Raw genomic sequence first — 18,209 nt, 5'->3', positions numbered from 1 at the left:
TTCGTATCCCTAAGCAAAGCTTAGGTAGATAAAATCTCTAGGAGAAACGATGCCGGAAATTGCAGTTGCCAGTTATCTTTCCTGTGCAATTGCTTTTGCATTGGTGACCTTCGCTCTTTTATTACACAGACCCACTCGTTTGCAGTTTCCTATTTTAGCATTATGCACTTTTACCACCGTGATCTGGGGTTTATTGGCTACAGTCTATGCGGCAGGCTTTATTGCTAATTATGCATGGGTTACTGCTTCAGAAATTATCAATAATGCTTTGTGGCTTATTTGTTTAATCAAATTATTAAAAATCACCCAACAAACAAATCGTGACCGATGGTATTTTCGACATTCATTTTATTACGTTGTTAGTTTCTTGGTCCTTTCATTGTTTACTATTCTGGTAATAGAAAATCTAGATTGGCAAATTCCATTTCAAACGCAACTAGATACCTACAGTTATTGCGCCTTAGTCCTCTTTTCCTTATTGATGCTGGCACTGATAGAACAGATTTATCGTGGTTCGATAGGTCATCAACGCTGGCGAATTAAATTTCTATGTATCAGTTTAGGCATTGTTTATTGTTATGATTTTTATATGTACGCCAATGCCGCAATATTAAATAATATCAGTATTAGTATTTGGCAGATGCGCGGTGCTATTTCAACATTAGTTGCTCCACTGATTGTCTTAAGTGCTTTACGACACCACAAATGGCAACCTGAGATCTTCCCATCTCGAACTGTTATTTTTCGTTCCACGATTTTTATTAGCGGTGGTATTTATCTGCTTGCGATGGAAACGGCGAGTTGTTTCATTAAGGAATGGGGCGGCTCGTGGGGAGATGCGCTACAAATTTTATTCTTTACGGGTTCATTGGTGTTGTTAGCGATGATGCTATCGTCGGGTCGTGCTAGAGCATGGACTAAAGTGTTTATCGCGAAAAACTTTTTTAAACTTCGTTATGATTATCGTGAAGAATGGATACGGTTTTCATTGTTACTTTATGCGAATGACGATGAACGGCAACTTTCAACCCGGGTGATTAAAGCCTTGGCAGATATGGTTGAAAGCCGTAAAGGAGTGCTATTTGAATGGGAAGAGAAACGAGGTTTTGTTCTCAAAGGTTGTTGGCACAGTGCGTTTCCTAATCAAGAAGTTGTCATTGAACCTTGCCCCTTTACCGACTACTTGCAGCAATCACAACGTGCTTTAGAAATTCCTTCTCACACAAGCGATAGCGACCGTGCATTTTCCTTTGTAAATGTGCCTCCTGCGATACGCCAATTTTCCTGGGCTTGGTTGTTAGTTCCTTTGTTACATGGAAATCGATTGCATGCTTTTGTTATTTTGGCGCATCCTCGAGTTGCATTTTTTAATGTGAATTGGGAAGTGTTAGATTTACTTTCGATGGCTGGGCGACAAGCCGTGATTTGCCTTGTGCAAGAACAAAATGCACAAGCATTAGCCGTTGCTAGGCAATTCGAAGGATTCAATCGTTTATCAGCCTTTGTGATGCATGATCTGAAAAATGTTCAATCACAATTAAAATTAGTAAGCAGCAATCGAGAGAAACACGAAAATAATCCTGCATTTGTTAGAAGCGCTTTTCAAACGATAGATCATGCAACGGATAAGATTGATCGCTTGCTATTGCAAATGCGAGATAGGGGCAAGCTGCTTGGTTCGCAAACGATTCATATTGCACAAGCCTTACAAAAGGTCATCCAGTTAACGAATCATCGGCATCCTATACCGAGAATGGATTGGCAAATTGTCAGTAACGATATTCAAGTGTTAGGCAATGAAGATCAGTTTGTTAATATATTATGTCATTTAGTCGAAAATGCGCAGCAGGCGACCGCAGAACATGGCGAAGTGACTTTATCGGTCATGCTCAATGATGGAAAATTATCAATTGCAATTCGTGATTCTGGATGTGGAATGGAAGCTGAATTCTTACATGGCGATCTATATAAACCTTTTATTACCACAAAAGGTGAAAAAGGAATGGGGATTGGCGTATATGAAGCGAAAGAGTATGTTAATCACGTTGGTGGGAAATTATCAGTGGAAACAGAAAAAAACAAAGGTTCAACCTTTACCCTAGAGTTTCCGCTAGTCGTAAGAAATGGTCCAAGTACACTTCAAGATGCAGAAATCGCTTAAATCTGTATGAGTATTAATTGACTGCTGGTTGAAAAAGGAAGTAGTAATGAGTGACAAACCTTATTTGCTCGTCGTAGAAGATGATGAAGGTTTAAGAGAGCAACTAAAATGGGCTTTTAGTAATTATGAAGTCATTACTGCACAAGACAAAAATGAAGCAATAAGTAAATTAAGAAGATATGAGCCTGGCGTTGTGACCTTAGATTTAGGGCTGCCTCCTGATCCAACTGGTTATGAAGAAGGTCTCAATATTTTACAAGAAATTGTTTCTTTATCTCCTAGTACCAAAGTCATTATGGTAACGGGGCAATCCGATCGTATTGTTGCCATGCAAGCCATTAATTCCGGTGCTTATGATTTTTATGTTAAACCCATCGACCCACAAGCACTTAATTTGATTATTGATCGAGCTTATTATTTACATACGCTTGAAAAAGAATATAACCAATTAAATACCTTAACACTGAGCCATTCGATTAAGGGTATTTTGACCAGCAGCCCGATTATGCAAAAAGTTTGTCGTACCGTGCAAAAAGTGGCTTCTACCAATATTAGTGTTTTGTTATTAGGTGAAAGTGGTACGGGTAAAGAAGTTTTAGCGAATGCATTACATGAACATAGTGAACGCTCACATGAACCCTTTATTGCAATCAATTGTGCCGCGATACCTGAAGCGTTGCTTGAAAGCGAATTGTTTGGTTATGAGAAGGGTGCTTTTACAGGAGCGGTTAAGCAAACGCGTGGTAAAATTGAAATGGCACATAAAGGGACGCTATTTCTTGATGAAATTGGTGATCTTCCTTTATCGTTGCAACCCAAGCTATTGCGATTTTTGCAAGAACGTACATTTGAACGCTTAGGCGGTCGCAGTCCTATTTCGGTAGATGTGCGCGTAGTATGTGCAACCCATCATGATCTGCAAGAGTCCATACAAGCACATACTTTTCGAGAAGATTTATACTATCGTTTGAGCGAAGTGACCATTTCTATTCCGCCCTTGCGCGATAGAATGGGAGATGCTGCGGTGATGGCAAGATTATTTTTGAGCCGTTTCTCTCAAGAATATAAGCGTCCAGTTAAACGATTCTCAGCAGAAGCCTTAGAGGCGATACATCGTTATTCGTGGCCTGGCAATGTACGAGAATTAGAAAATAAGATCAAGCGCTCAGTCGTGATGGCTGAAAATACACACATTACCTTAGCTGATCTTGAATTACCGTTTAATAATTTACAATCAATGCCATTTAACTTGAAGCAAATTCGTGATTTGGCAGAAAAAGAGGCCATCACAACCGCATTAAATTATTGTGATAGTAATATGTCAAAAGCAGCAGAATTATTAGGAATAACGCGACCAACACTTTATAATCTGATGGAGAAATTGGCGATGACCGAACGGGAATTGTCAGAAAAGGAGTCCCTTTGATATGTTGAATGAAAGCGATTTTCAACGGTTTTATCAACAAGCCAAACAAGTGTTAGACAAATACAGTTGTCAAAAAGAAGTCAAAAAATTTCTCACATCGACTTTTGCTGAACTTGAACAAGTACAATCATTGTCATCTTTAAATAATGCGCTCACCCTTTTTTGTAAACAGCTCAAAACCAAGGTTAACTCAATTGGGTTAACTGCTTTTGGCGGAACGAATACGGCTTGTGGTTGTTTGAAAAAATTGAAAGCCATTAATGAAGAAATTACTTCTTTGCTAAATCCGAAGCCAAAACGCGCTAAAGGTTTAATTAAGGCAAGATTAAGAAAATCGAAGGCTGGTTAAAGATAAAATCCCCCCGCAAGCTTCGCTTTCGGCCCCCTTTTATGCAAAGGGGGCTTAAAATATCAAAATTCTTACTTAGTAATAAAAGATAGGTTGTTTAAATTATGCCCCCTTTGCATAAAAGGGGGCGGCTCGCTTTTGTCCTGCGTAGCATTAGCGAAGCAGGAAGCGAGCGGGGGATTTTTATCATGATTAATGCTATAAAAACAAAAGCCCCTTAAAGGGGCTTTCGTAATTGTGCAGTGTCGGAATCAAATGTGAGGTATTATTTTCTAATGTAATCCTAACGCTTACTTCCACTACAACTACAACTTCTACGACAAAGAGATAATTAAAACTTATTTTTATAAAGCTCTACACAAGAAGCAAATGGATCTTGATTGACTCGTACCACAGAAGTTCCTTCTTTACCTAAACGTTGACCGTATTGCGTGAGTACTTGTCTTAGCAATGCGGTATTAAATAAAGGAAAAGAATATTTAACTTCTTTATCAAGCCCAGGCTGTCTTGTTATATTCGGATTATTAACAACAACAGGCGTAACAGGATCGTTCTTTGAGGAATGATTCTGTTCTGTACGTACTTTGAGCATTTCTTTTTTATGTTGATCCATCGCATCTTTTAAACTCCAATAGATGGAATAACAAATATTTTGCTCAGTGGAAATCCAATAACTTAAAATGCTCCAACCTTGCCGGCAAACTTCAATAGCATCATGACACAGTCGAACAAAAGCATTTTCGTTGCCATGTTCAATATAATAGTCACTTTCTTGAATGAGTCGGGATAAGGTAGGTTTAATGCCAATCGGCATTTGTGGATTGGTGAGATTGCCAATCGCTTTTTTAAGATTTTGGACAAATTGAGAACGAGCCTTTATCTCGCGTTCATTAACAGCCGATGATATATCAAGCCGTTCTAGAGCGTCTGATAAAGATTTTATTTGGCCGTCTTTTAAGACAACACCTTCTGTTGACTTACCCATGACATTCCTTGTCGATGTTTGTTTACTGAAGGGTATATACCAGTAAGACAGATAATGAGTAGTTTGGCAAGATAATATTGTCAATATTCGAATTTATTTTTTTAGCTTATGGATCTTTTCTAAATTAATTGTATGCACATCCAGAAAACCCTAGAAAAACGTCATTTTTATGTTATGAAACTGATATAAAAATAGGGGTTTATGTTTGACATCTCTCAGATTAAGCCGTAATGTTCTCCTCAATTTTTGAGGCAACGCGGAGCTTAATTTATGCGGATTGGTGTACCAAAAGAAATCAAAAATCACGAGTATCGAGTGGGCATGGTCCCAAGTAGTGTTCGTGAATCCGTTGGGAATGGTCATGAAGTATTTGTAGAGACAAATGCAGGCGCAGGCATTGATATCAGTGACGATGACTATCGTCAAGCAGGCGCGGTGATTGTTGATACGGCAGCTGAGATTTTTGCAACAGCGGATCTTATCGTAAAAGTAAAAGAACCCCAGCCAAATGAATGCAAAATGTGCCGCGAAGGCCAAACCTTATTTACCTATTTGCATCTGGCTCCTGATCCCAATCAAGCCAAACTATTAATAGAATCAGGTTGTACGGCAATTGCCTATGAAACGGTTACGGATGAACATGGTCGCTTGCCCTTATTGGCACCCATGAGCGAAGTTGCAGGTCGCATGTCAGTTCAAGCCGGAGCGCATGCATTAGAAAAAGCGCAGGGTGGTCGTGGCATTTTATTAGGTGGCGTACCCGGCGTAGAGCCTGGTCATGTGGTTATTCTGGGTGCAGGCGTTGTGGGAACCAATGCATTGATGATGGCCATCGGCGTTGGCGCGCAAGTGACTGTTTTAGACAAATCACTAAAACGTTTAAGAGAATTAGATGCGCAATTTGGTCATGTTTTGCATACGATTTATGCAACCCAAGATGCAATAGAACGTTATGTGTCCAAAGCAGATTTAGTCATTGGGGCAGTATTGGTTCCAGGTGGCTCAGCGCCTAAGCTCGTTTCTCGACAAATGTTGAAAAACATGAAACCTGGCGCTGTCTTGGTTGACGTTTCTATCGATCAAGGTGGTTGTTTTGAAACCAGTATGCCAACAACGCATGCAGAGCCAACCTATGTTGTCGATGGGATTGTGCATTATTGTGTGGCTAACATGCCAGGTGGTGCACCACGCACTTCAACCTTTGCATTAAATAATGCGACATTGCCCTATATCATTGAGATTGCCAATAAAGGTTATAAACGAGCATTGCTTGAAAATAGCCATTTACGTGAAGGGCTCAATGTACACCGCGGAAAAATCACTTATCCTGCGGTTGCAGCAGCACTAGGGTATAAGACTTATTCTCCGATGGAAGTATTGGATCTATAGTTTTTGCTTCTAGCTTTTACCCTCAAGGGATCCCTTGAGGGTAAAAATCAGATGCTTTGACTATGCTAAATTAAATGACAGAGATGGTTTCTATCAGCGCTGTTTCTGTAAAGAAGCTTGGAACAAAACCTGCAACATAATTATATATAGACGTTGTGATATTAGGTGTTTGCACGGGCGCAGCGGACTCTTCCACTAAGACTTTATCTAATGGCGTACCAAAATCGACCACGTCACTGATTTCGATGACCTTTGACAAGATTTTATTTTCAGCGCTCATCCCTATAAATTGATTTAAGATATTTTCGCTATTTTTATCATGTTCATATTCTGGATGAAATTGACATAGCATCACTTTGCTACCATCGGTTGCTTGAGTTGCTTTAATCACGCCGTTATAAGTAGCAACGACTTCCAAAGTGGGTGCCACATCTTTGACAGCCTGGTGATGATAGCTTGGGCCATGGATAGGACCATCGATGACAGAGCCCAATAGACCTTCATGCGTTGTAACGGTTAATTCTGGGGAGATGCCACTTTGACCATCCACATGTTGATGGAGTGTTCCGCCTAAATAAACGTTAACCAGTTGTGAGCCATGACAGATCCCCAAAATAACTTTACCGGAAGCAAGCGCCGCTTCTGTTAAAGAAAATTCTAAAATTTCTCGATAGTAATTGGAGGATGGCCAAGAATCCGTATTGCTCTCACCATAAAATTCAGGATGAAGATCAGGACCGCCTGGGATCCAAATAGCATCAGCTTTTTCTATCATTTTGTAGGCATAGTCTTTAATGGCATTAATAGTGGGTTGATCGGATTGTAAGACTTGTTGAGCAATACTGGGGGCTGTGAGCCCATTCTCTTTAATGTCATTGAGTACTTTTTGCACTTCTTGAGCTAAAACATCAAGTCGAAGATCGTAAGGCGCATATTGCGAGATAGTAAAGGGATTACCATCATATTTATCAACTATATAGTAGGGGGTATCATGCCACTCGGCATCGCCAACCAATGCGACGGTTGGTTTAATAAGATGTGAATCGGCTTGATTAAATGCATAATCCACCTGATATTCTTGCGAAAAAACAATATGCATATCTTGAATTTTATTGTCATAGTCCAACACATTTTCAAGTTTTGCTTTAGCGAAAATAGAGTGATTAATCGTTGAATCAATAAAAGCGGCATTAGAGAAATCACTGTTCCATACTTTAGTGGTTTCTAAATGACTTTGAATAAAAGAGGCGCCTTTAAATTGTGAATCAATAAATGCGCAATCATGAAATTGGCTGTCTTTGAATGTGCTAAATGAAAATGTGGTTTCACGAAAAATACTATGATTGAAAGTGGCATGTTCAAAAGTTGCATTTTGGAATTGACCACTAAAATTCACATGATCAAATTGGCAGCCAGAAAAATCTAAAACTTGATTGGACCCTTTTATTTGTAAATGGCTAATGTTGGTGCTGTATCCTGCGGTGATGAGTAAATCACTTAATCTTATATTAGGGGTTAGTTGTGTTAGCAGGGTGTTCAGCGTGCTTTGGTCTAATAATTTAGCTGTAGAACTCATTCTTTCACCATTGAAAGTCAATAAACTTACATTGGTGGTATTTTACCTGACTTTATATTCTAAGCAATCAATTTTGGGAAGTTGTTTAAATTATTTCTGAAATGGATGGAGATTTTGCTCCCATTCGTAGGCACTTTTAACGATGAGATGAATGTCATCATATTGAGGGTGCCAATTCAGCGTTTTTTTAATGAGGGTGTTATCAGCGACTACCTGCGCAATATCACCTTGACGACGTTCTTTTATCGCAACGGGTAAAGTTTGTTGGCTAATATTTTCTAAGGCCGTTATCACTTCTTGAACGCTATAGCCTTTGCCATAGCCACAATTTAATATGACTGACTCACCTTGATTTTCTAAGTAGTGCAAAGCTTGAATATGGGCACTAGCCAAATCATCAACATGAATAAAGTCACGAACACAGGTCCCATCTGATGTTGGATAATCATTACCATAGATAGGTAAGGTGGTTCTTAAACCACACGCTGTTTCCACGGCTACTTTGAGTAAATGCGTTGCATTTTCCGTTCGTTGGCCAATTTTTCCATCCATGCTGGCACCGGCAACATTAAAATACCGCAGAATGACAAATTGTAAGGCGCCGGTTTTTGCAACGTCTTTTACAATCTGTTCACTCATGATTTTTGAGTAACCATAAGGATTGGTTGGCACAAGCGGCGCATTTTCAGCAATATTTTGCTTTGATGGCCCATAAACGGCGGCAGTTGATGAGAAAATGAAGTGCTTAATTTTTTCGCTGACACTCACTTCTAGCAAATTAAGCGTTCCAACCGTATTGTTTTGATAATAATCCAGAGGGCGTTGAATAGAATCACTGATGATAGTGGATGCCGCAAAGTGCATGATAGCGTTGATCTTTTCAGCTCGGATGATATTTGTTAAACGTTCCTTGTCATGAATATCTGCTTGGACAAAAGGAACGTTTGGAATATTTTCAAGGTAGCCCGTACTTAAATTATCAACCACGATAAAGCGTCGGCTGGTTGCTTTTAAAGCATTGGCGACGTGGCTACCGACATAGCCTGCGCCGCCTGTAATGAGGATACTCCCAGAACTACTCATGCGAACGCGTTAACCACGTTTTTCTTTAGGAATATAATCGCGCAGTGCTGGCCCGGTATAGAGCTGGCGTGGGCGGTTTATACTTTGATCAGGCGATGTGATCATTTCATTCCAATGGGCAATCCAGCCTACCGTACGTGCTAATGCAAAAATCACGGTAAACATATTTGAAGGAATTCCAATCGCGCGCAGAATAATGCCGGAGTAGAAATCAACATTGGGATATAATTTTTTCTCGATAAAATAACTATCTTGTAATGCAATTTTTTCTAATTCTAATGCAATCGCGAATAACGGATCGTTATGGGCACCGAGTTCTGTTAATACTTCATGGCAGGTTTGGCGCATTACTGTCGCACGAGGGTCAAAGTTTTTATAGACACGATGGCCAAAACCCATCAGGCGGAAAGAATCGTTTTTGTCTTTGGCTCTTGCAATATATTTAGGAATATTGGAAACATCCCCAATTTCATTCAACATTGCCAGTACCGCTTCATTTGCGCCACCATGCGCAGGTCCCCATAGTGCTGCAATACCCGCTGCAATACATGCAAAAGGATTAGCACCGGATGAGCCGGCTAAACGAACGGTGGATGTTGAAGCATTTTGTTCATGATCAGCATGCAAAATGAAAATTCTATCCATGGCCTTATTTAAAATCGGGTTAGATTTCCACTCTTCACTTGGGACAGAAAACATCATGTAGAGGAAGTTTTCGGCATAATCCATTTTATTTAATGGGTGAACAAAGGGTTGGCCAATGGAATATTTATAAGACATTGCCGCAAGAGTTGGCATTTTAGCGATTAATCTTAATGCCGCCAATTCTCGATGTTGCTCGTTTTTAATTTCAAGGTGCTCATGATAAAAAGCGGATAGCGCACCAACCACACCACACATAATAGCCATAGGGTGTGCATCGCGGCGAAAACCGCTATAAAATTTCGTGAGCTGTTCATGAACTAAAGTATGATTTTTAACATTCGCAACAAATTTGGATTTTTGAACTTGTGTTGGAAGTTCTCCGAATAACAATAAATAACAGACTTCCAAGAAATCAGAGTGCTCAGCTAATTGCTCAATCGGATAGCCACGATGAAGCAGCATGCCTTTATTACCATCAATAAAAGTAATTTTTGATTCACAGGATGCCGTTGAGCGAAAACCAGGATCATAAGTAAAAACATCTAACTTACTAAGATCGCTGATGTCGATGACATCTGGCCCAATAGTGCCCTTGAGAATAGGAAGATCGAGTGGCTCTTTACCAGACAAGGACAATTTGGCAGACGTATCAGCCATGGCGGCTCCTTAGTTGAAGTGCTTAAAGTTGATTTAGTTAACAGGTCTACAGGAAGTATATAGTAATGCTGCACAAGAGTAGAAGTCTGAATCGCGATCTCTGCGTGACGCACTTAAACATAAGGTATACCGCTCGCTAGAAATTTTGAAATCTCGCATTTTCATATACGAGCGGTGTCCCAAAGTGCACTTCAAGATGCGAAGCATGACTTGAAGTGCAGCTCTACGCGATGGGGGTTATCAGGGGGATAATCGCGATTCTCCCCCTGATTGCAAGCGCAGATTAATTCTGCGCGATGCATTTAAAGTAAGATATACCGCTCGCTAGAAATTTTGAAATCTCGCATTTTCATATACGAGCGGTATATACTGGGCGCATTTGGATACTTTTTCGCATCCGTTTTCTTGCGTTTATACTTTTAGGATGATTCAGCGTGCAAACAAAACGACCTCGTAATATCAATCCCCTTAGTATTCAGCTGCCAATTGGTGCATTGGTCTCTATCACTCACCGCCTTTCTGGGATATTGGTTTTCTTACTCATTCCCTTTTTCTTATGGGCATTGCAGCTTTCATTAATTTCCCCAGAAGGGTTTAACAGCTTAAAAGATCATCTACAGTTGCCGTTTTACAAAGTAACAGCAATGCTGGCCGCAGCCGGTTTAATCTTTCATTTATTGGCAGGCTTTCGTCATATCTTGATGGATCTTCATATTGGGGAATCCAAAACAGCGGGACGAATTAGCGCAAAACTGGTTATTAGTTTGTCTTTGTTATTGCTCATTTTTGCTGTGTACTGGTTAGGGGGAGTCACCCTATGAGTTTAGGTGGAACAGGCTTACGAGATTGGCTAGTCCAACGTTATACGGCCGCTTTTTTAGGTATTTATACGCTTTTTTTAGTGGGCTTTGTGCTCATGCATCAAGAGCTTGCCTATGAAGATTGGTTAGGATTATTTACCTCACCATGGATGCAAATTAGCACTTTATTTGCCCTGATATGTGTTGCCTTTCATGCATGGGTTGGGCTTTGGACAGTGTTAACAGATTATATCAAACCTTTCTTATTACGTTATGTATTAGAAGGGGTGATTATATTTACGTTATTTGGTTATGTGATTTGGGGCATATTTGTTCTGTGGGGGTAATGTAGGAATGAGCATTCCTGGCGAGCGTTCGTTTGACGCGGTTATTATTGGCGCAGGTGGTGCGGGCATGCGAGCTTCGCTTGAGCTTGCCAAAGCGGGTAAGAATGTTGCTTTAGTTTCAAAAGTATTCCCCACGCGTTCACATACTGTTTCAGCTCAAGGTGGTATTACGGTTTCTTTAGGTAATAAGCACGAAGATAATTGGCAATGGCATATGTTCGATACCGTAAAAGGATCGGATTACTTAGGCGATCAAGATTGCATCGAATACATGTGTCGTGTAGGGCCTGAAGTTGTCTATGAACTTGAACATATGGGCCTACCTTTCTCACGTATGGAGAACGGTAAAATTTATCAACGTCCATTTGGCGGTCAATCAAAAAATTTCGGTGGTGAACAAGCAACACGCACAGCCGCAGCAGCAGATCGTACCGGGCATGCTTTATTGCATACCTTATTTCAGAAAAATGTTGAAGCCAAAGTAGCTGTTTTCAGCGAATGGTATGCGATTGATTTGGTTAAAGCTCAAAATGGGGCAATCGCTGGCGTTATTGTCATGAATATTGAAAATGGCGAAACGCTTTACATGCGCAGTAAGGCCGTCATTTTAGCCACCGGTGGTGCAGGCCAAATATTCCATTCCACAACGAATGCACTCATTAATACCGGTGATGGTGTTGGCATGGTGCTGCGAGCAGGCTTCGCTTTGCAAGATATGGAGATGTGGCAATTTCATCCCACAGGCATTGCAGGAGCGGGCGTTTTAGTCACCGAAGGTTGTCGCGGTGAAGGCGGTTACTTGCTCAATAAAAATGGTGAACGTTTTATGGAACGTTATGCACCTCATGCAAAAGATTTAGCATCGCGAGATGTGGTTTCTCGTTCAATGGCGATTGAAATTCGTGAAGGTCGCGGTTGTGGTCCGAAGGGCGACCATGTCTTACTCAAGTTAGATCATTTAGGCGCGGATGTTATTAACAGCCGTTTGCCGGGTATTCGTGAACTCTCAATCACTTTTGCTAATGCCGATCCTATTAAAGATCCCATTCCTGTTGTGCCTACCTGTCACTACATGATGGGGGGGATCCCAACCAACGTGCATGGCCAGGTCATGATGACGGATAAGAGTGGTCAAAGTTCTCCTGTTGCGGGGCTATATGCAGTGGGTGAATGCGCGTGCGTTTCTGTCCATGGCGCAAATCGTTTGGGTGGAAATTCATTATTAGATCTCGTGGTTTTTGGTCGCGCAGCCGGTTTACATGTTGAAGATGCACTTAACGAAGGCATGGAGCAGGCCTTAGCGACTTCTGAAGATATTGAAAAAGCGATGGCACGCTTAAGACGTTGGGATCAATCCAATGGGGGCGAAAGTGTTCATGATGTTCGTCAGCAAATGAAACAGATTATGCAAAATGATTTCAGTGTGTTTAGAACGCAGAAAGTGATGGATGAAGGTGTTGAAAAACTGAAGCGTCTTCGTGAACAACTTGCTCATGCGACACTGAAAGATAAAAGTAAAATTTTCAATACGGCTCGTATTGAAGCACTTGAATTAGATAATTTGTTAGCAGTTGCCATTGCGACCGCGTTGTCAGCGGCGGCACGTCAAGAAAGCCGTGGCGCACATTCACGAGAAGATTTTCCTGCCAGAGATGATAAAAACTGGTTAAAGCATACGTTGTATTTTCCAGATGACACGATTAGCTATCGAGCAGTGAATATGAAGCCGTTAACCGTGCCTGCATTTGAACCAAAAGAGAGAGTTTACTAACTTATTGGCGGCAGTCTATAAACGAAGGAATAGCGATGCGATTTTCAATTTACCGATTTGACCCTGAAAAAGATCAAGCACCTAGAATGCAAGATTATGAATTTGATTTAGAAAAATCGGGCGCAGTGATGGTGCTAGATGCCTTGTTAGCGATTAAAGCAGAGCAAGATGAAACATTGGCCTTTCGTCGTTCGTGTGGTGAAGGTGTTTGTGGTTCCGATGGGATGAACATCAATGGTAAGAATGGTTTAGCTTGTATTACCCCTATTCGTTCACTCAAAGAGCCAGTCGTGTTAAAGCCTTTCCCTGGTATGCCCGTGATTCGGGATTTGATTGTGGATATGACACAATTTTTTAACCAATACCAAAAGGTAAAACCCTATCTTATTAATAAACAAGAAGCGCCAGCTAAAGAGCGCTTACAGAGCCCAGAAGAAAGAGCTAAGTTAGACGGTTTATATGAATGTATCCTTTGTGGCTGCTGTTCGAGCGCTTGTCCTTCCTATTGGTGGAATCCCGATAAATTTTTAGGTCCAGCTGCCTTATTGCAAGCTTCTCGCTTTGTGTTAGACAGCCGAGATGATGAAACAAGAGAAAGATTAGAGCAACTTGATGATGCTTATAGTGTTTTCCGTTGCCGTAGTATCATGAATTGTGTTGAAGTTTGTCCCAAAAATTTGAATCCCACGGAAGCAATTTCTGAGATTCGCACTCAGATGATGCAAGAAGATGTTTAACAAACTCAGAAATTCTCGGTGAACCTCTTTTCACCGAGAATTGCTGTAACAAACTCACCAAATCCAGTCTAAATGTTGTATAATTTGGCATTGGAATATTTTACAAACAGCAACAGTTGATTGAATTACTAATAATGGACTGATTGGAAACCGCAGGTGTAAGGATAATCAAGCAGGTAAGGTCCTTGTTGGAATTCACACGTTCCCTTGAACAATAGGGTGAAGACCATGCAAGAAAATATCATGAAATCAATGTGGGATTCTTCCGCATTTGATGGTGGCAATTCCGCTTACCTAGAAAATTTATATGAGCAGTATCTTAACGATCCGACTCAATTGGCACCTCAATGGCGTCAATATTTTGATGAGCTAGCGAAAGCCAATAAAGGCGCTAAAGATGCCTCACATGCGGCTATCCAAGCAGAATTTGCTAATCTTGCTAAATTAATTCACAAAGGAAGCACACAAAGTGTTCCGCTTGATCATGAATTAAAACAAATCCAAGTGCTTCGTTTGATCAATGCTTATCGCTTGCAAGGCCATCTACATGCTCAGATCGATCCCTTAGGGATGAGAGAAATGTTAGATGAGAATGCTTCGGAGCTTTCTCTTGAAGAGCATGGTTTAGGCGTCAATGACATGGCGACTGAATTTAATACAGAAACCTTTGTTGGACCCAAGCACATGCAGTTGGGTGCTTTGTACCGTGCACTCAATGATACCTATTGTGGTTCCATTGGTACCGAGTACATGCATATCCCGTCACGAGAAGAAAGAGCGTGGATTCAACAACGTGTTGAAGGTTCAAGAGCAACCCCTGAATTTTCACCCAAAATAAAAGAACAAATTTTAGAGCGTTTGACTGCTGCTGAAGGCCTTGAAAAATATATTGGCGTCAAATACCCCGGTGCTAAACGATTCTCATTGGAAGGCGGCGAAGTTTTAATTCCAATGCTCGATCACCTGATTCAGCGCGCAGGTTCACAAGGCATGCGCGAATGCGTCATTGGTATGGCACATCGTGGTCGTCTGAATGTTTTGATTAATACGCTTGGGAAAGATCCCAGGGAATTATTTGATGAATTCGAAGGAAAGCATTCAGCTCATTTAGAATCAGGTGACGTAAAATACCATCAAGGTTTTTCTTCCGATGTTAAAACCTCAGGTGGGTTGACGCATTTAGCACTTGCTTTTAATCCATCACACTTAGAAATTGTTACCCCCGTGGTTGCAGGTTCGGTTAAAGCAAGACAAATTCGTGCTAAAGACGAAGATGCTAATAAAGTGTTATCCGTTGCTATCCATGGTGATGCTGCCTTTGCAGGCCAAGGCGTTGTGATGGAAACCTTAAATATGTCTCAAACCCGTGGTTATGGTACAGGTGGTACAGTCCATATTGTTATCAATAACCAAGTGGGTTTCACTACCAGTAATCCACATGATGCACGTTCAACTTTGTATTGTACCGATGTCGCGAAAGTGGTTTTAGCGCCTATTTTCCATGTCAACGCAGATGATCCAGAAGCGGTTATGTTAGTGACAGAATGGGTACTGGATTACCGCATGCGTTTTAACAAAGATGTGGTGATAGATTTAGTTTGTTATCGTCGACATGGTCATAATGAGGCAGATGATCCTTTTGCGACCCAACCCATGATGTATGGCAAAATTAAAAATCACTTAACCGTGAGACAGCTATACGCAGAGCAATTAACAAAAGAACAAGTATTAACCAAGCAACAAGCGGATGCGCTGGTTAAACAAAATCGTGAAGCTCTTGATAAAGGGGATTGTGTTGCTAACAATATTAGTAAAGAACAGCGAGCGCATCTTGTTGATTGGAGTCAATATGAATCAAAAGATTGGCGTGAACCTGTAAAAACGGGCATTTCACAAGATAAAATCAATACCTTATCTCATAAATTATTGAAAATGCCGGATGGCTTTTCGATGCATCCTCGTGTTGCAAAAATTTATGAAGAAAGAGAAAAAATGTCGCATGGTCAGCAGCTAATCGACTGGGGATTTGCTGAAAATATGGCGTATGCTTCACTGTTAGATCAAGGCTATGCCGTTAGAATTTCTGGTCAAGATTGTGGTCGTGGTACCTTCTTTCATCGACATGCCGTATTACATGATCAAAAAACCGGAAAAGTTTATACCCCGTTAAAACATATTGATCCTAAGCAACCACATTTTACTGTGATTGATTCGCTATTATCAGAAGAAGCGGTTTTAGGTTTTGAATATGGTTATGCGACAACCGAACCAAAATCTTTAGTGATTTGGGAAGCACAATTTGGTGATTTTGCTAATGGTGCGCAAGTTGTTATCGATCAGTTTATCAGTTCTGGTGAACAAAAATGGGGGCGGTTGTGTGGTTTGGTCATGCTATTACCGCATGGATATGAAGGCCAAGGCCCAGAACATTCTTCAGCACGTTTAGAGCGTTTCTTGCAATTATGTGCGCAACACAATATTCAAGTTTGTGTGCCAAGCAATGCTTCGCAAGTATTCCATATGCTAAGACGACAAATGTTGAGAAAGATCCGCAAGCCATTAATTGTGATGTCACCAAAAAGTTTATTGCGTCACAAATTAGCAAGCTGTGAGTTGAATAATCTAATCGATGGTACTTTTGAAGTGGTCATCCCTGAGACACAACCTCATGACCCACAAAAAGTGACCAAAGTGGTGATGTGTAGTGGTAAAGTGTATTACGATTTAGTAACTAAGCGTGATGAATTGAAGAAAAACCACATTGCGATTATCAGAATCGAACAGCTATATCCGTTCCCTGAACCTGAACTACAAGCGCAGCTACAACGCTACCCTAACGTGAAAGATATTGTTTGGTGTCAAGAAGAGCCTAAAAACCAAGGTGCATGGTTCCCAACACAACATCATTTCAGAGCATGTATGACGCCATCACAGAACTTGTTATTTGCAGGTAGAGATGCATCGGCTTCTCCTGCGGTGGGCTATACCTCAGAACATAATGAACAACAAGAAGCGCTCATTCAGGATGCTTTAAAATAATATTTTGTTGAATTAAGGATTGGATATGTCAATTGAGATTAAAGTACCCGTTTTGCCAGAATCCGTTGCTGACGCAACGATTGCAACATGGCATAAAAAAGTAGGTGAAATGATTGAACAAGATGAAAATCTTGTCGATATCGAAACCGATAAAGTGGTATTAGAAGTCGTTGCGCCAGAAAGTGGTATGCTTGAAAAAATCATCAAAAATACCGGTGATACTGTGCTCGCAGAAGAAGTGATTGCAGTGTTCAAGCCAATGAAAGCCGGTAGTGCGCCTGCGCCTTCTGCACCAGAAGTTAAACCACAAGCAGCAGCACCCGCAGCTGTAGCTGCAGCAGCAACGCCAGCGGCTTCAGCACAAAATACACAAGCAGCAGGCCCAGCAGCGAGACGTTTAATGTCTGAGCAAGATGTTTCACCTGAAAATGTGAAAGGCTCAGGTAAAGGTGGTCGCATTACGACGCAAGATGTTTCTGCTCCACAAGCGTCGATGGTGCAATTACCAGTACTCGCAGCGGGCGAGCGCCTTGAAAAACGCGTACCTATGACACGTCTTCGTACTCGAATTGCAGAAAGATTGTTAAGCGCACAGCAAAATGCCGCTATTTTAACCACATTTAACGAAGTGAATATGCAGCCTGTGATGGATTTGCGTAATCGCTATAAAGATCAATTTGAAAAAGTACATGGCGTCAAATTAGGCTTTATGTCCTTTTTCACTAAAGCTGCAACAGAAGCGCTAAAACGTTTCCCTGTTGTTAATGCCTCTATCGATGGTAAAGATATTGTTTACCATGGCTATTTTGACGTAGGTGTTGCGGTATCTTCACCTCGTGGATTAGTGGTTCCTATTTTGCGTGATGTTGACAAAATGAACATGGCACAAATAGAAAAAGCCATTCATGACTTAGGGGTTAAAGCCAGAGAAGGTACCTTAGGTATTGATGAGATAACAGGCGGAACTTTCACAATTTCAAATGGTGGTGTTTTTGGTTCATTGCTATCAACACCTATTTTGAATCCCCCGCAAACGGGTATTTTAGGGATGCATAAGATAGAGCAACGACCGGTGGTTGAAAATAACCAAATTGTCATTCGACCCATGATGTATCTCGCTTTCTCTTATGATCACCGTTTAATCGATGGTTCAGAATCGGTACGCTTCTTAGTAACAATTAAAGAGTTACTTGAAGATCCCGCAAGACTGTTACTTGACATTTAACGCGATGGGGCAATCAGGG

At 40.9% G+C, this 18,209-nt stretch carries 14 protein-coding genes; 10 read left to right on the top strand and 4 right to left on the bottom strand.

Annotation, left to right across the window (positions count from 1 at the left end):
* Positions 1-49 precede the first annotated feature (49 nt).
* From prsK to HT99x_RS11510, 3 genes are read left to right on the top strand one after another with little or no spacing between them, the layout of a single operon-like run.
* Positions 50-2,161, top strand: a complete 2,112-nt coding sequence (gene prsK, locus HT99x_RS11520) for an XrtA/PEP-CTERM system histidine kinase PrsK (RefSeq protein ID WP_075064775.1) — start codon at positions 50-52, stop codon at positions 2,159-2,161.
* 46 nt (positions 2,162-2,207) lie between these two features.
* Entirely contained in the window at positions 2,208-3,587 is a 1,380-nt protein-coding gene (prsR, locus tag HT99x_RS11515; protein WP_075064776.1) for a PEP-CTERM-box response regulator transcription factor, read from the top strand.
* 1 nt (position 3,588) lies between these two features.
* The gene (locus HT99x_RS11510) at positions 3,589-3,936 is read left to right on the top strand and encodes a hypothetical protein (RefSeq protein WP_075064777.1); all 348 of its coding nucleotides are present in this window, start codon (positions 3,589-3,591) and stop codon (positions 3,934-3,936) included.
* A 331-nt stretch (positions 3,937-4,267) separates the two neighbouring features.
* Here the strand turns inward: HT99x_RS11510 and HT99x_RS11505 are convergent, their stop codons facing one another.
* On the bottom strand, positions 4,268-4,921 hold the full coding sequence (locus tag HT99x_RS11505) for a hypothetical protein (protein WP_075064778.1): 654 nt from the start codon (positions 4,919-4,921) through the stop codon (positions 4,268-4,270).
* Between the two features lie 270 nt (positions 4,922-5,191).
* On the opposite strand from HT99x_RS11505, the gene ald reads away from it, so the two are divergent.
* Positions 5,192-6,310, top strand: coding sequence for an alanine dehydrogenase (gene ald / locus HT99x_RS11500; RefSeq protein WP_075064779.1), 1,119 nt, complete (start codon positions 5,192-5,194; stop codon positions 6,308-6,310).
* Between the two features lie 70 nt (positions 6,311-6,380).
* On the opposite strand, the gene HT99x_RS11495 is transcribed toward ald, so the two are convergent.
* From HT99x_RS11495 to gltA, 3 genes are all read right to left on the bottom strand, one after another.
* Entirely contained in the window at positions 6,381-7,886 is a 1,506-nt protein-coding gene (locus tag HT99x_RS11495) for a gamma-glutamyl-gamma-aminobutyrate hydrolase family protein (RefSeq protein WP_075064780.1), read from the bottom strand.
* A gap of 90 nt (positions 7,887-7,976) precedes the next feature.
* Complete coding sequence (gene galE / locus HT99x_RS11490; protein WP_075064781.1) at positions 7,977-8,969, bottom strand: UDP-glucose 4-epimerase GalE; 993 nt, start codon at positions 8,967-8,969, stop codon at positions 7,977-7,979.
* Positions 8,970-8,978: 9 nt separating this feature from the next.
* Positions 8,979-10,271, bottom strand: a complete 1,293-nt coding sequence (gltA, locus tag HT99x_RS11485; RefSeq protein WP_075064782.1) for a citrate synthase — start codon at positions 10,269-10,271, stop codon at positions 8,979-8,981.
* 434 nt (positions 10,272-10,705) lie between these two features.
* On the opposite strand from gltA, the gene sdhC reads away from it, so the two are divergent.
* The 6 genes from sdhC to odhB all read left to right on the top strand — a co-directional run bounded on the left by sdhC (position 10,706) and on the right by odhB (position 18,190).
* The gene (sdhC, locus tag HT99x_RS11480) at positions 10,706-11,092 is read left to right on the top strand and encodes a succinate dehydrogenase, cytochrome b556 subunit (protein ID WP_075064783.1); all 387 of its coding nucleotides are present in this window, start codon (positions 10,706-10,708) and stop codon (positions 11,090-11,092) included.
* A complete protein-coding gene (gene sdhD, locus HT99x_RS11475) occupies positions 11,089-11,418 on the top strand; it encodes a succinate dehydrogenase, hydrophobic membrane anchor protein (protein ID WP_075064784.1) in 330 nt (109 codons plus the stop codon). The genes sdhC and sdhD overlap by 4 nt, the downstream gene beginning before the upstream one ends.
* Before the next feature lie 7 nt (positions 11,419-11,425).
* Positions 11,426-13,189 carry a succinate dehydrogenase flavoprotein subunit gene (gene sdhA, locus HT99x_RS11470; protein ID WP_075064785.1) on the top strand — a complete coding sequence of 588 codons (1,764 nt, stop codon included), beginning with the start codon at positions 11,426-11,428 and terminating at the stop codon, positions 13,187-13,189.
* Between the two features lie 35 nt (positions 13,190-13,224).
* Positions 13,225-13,926 (top strand): succinate dehydrogenase iron-sulfur subunit, encoded by a 702-nt coding sequence (locus HT99x_RS11465; protein WP_075064786.1) that lies wholly within the window; start codon positions 13,225-13,227, stop codon positions 13,924-13,926.
* A 228-nt stretch (positions 13,927-14,154) separates the two neighbouring features.
* Positions 14,155-16,965 carry a 2-oxoglutarate dehydrogenase E1 component gene (locus HT99x_RS11460; protein ID WP_075064787.1) on the top strand — a complete coding sequence of 937 codons (2,811 nt, stop codon included), beginning with the start codon at positions 14,155-14,157 and terminating at the stop codon, positions 16,963-16,965.
* 25 nt (positions 16,966-16,990) lie between these two features.
* Positions 16,991-18,190 carry a 2-oxoglutarate dehydrogenase complex dihydrolipoyllysine-residue succinyltransferase gene (gene odhB, locus HT99x_RS11455; RefSeq protein WP_075064788.1) on the top strand — a complete coding sequence of 400 codons (1,200 nt, stop codon included), beginning with the start codon at positions 16,991-16,993 and terminating at the stop codon, positions 18,188-18,190.
* The last annotated feature ends 19 nt before the right edge of the window (positions 18,191-18,209 follow it).

Source organism: Candidatus Berkiella aquae (genome assembly GCF_001431295.2).
GTDB classification, from domain to species: domain Bacteria; phylum Pseudomonadota; class Gammaproteobacteria; order Berkiellales; family Berkiellaceae; genus Berkiella; species Berkiella aquae.
Note: the sequence above shows the minus strand (reverse complement) of the source record. Positions and strands in the feature narration are given on the sequence as shown.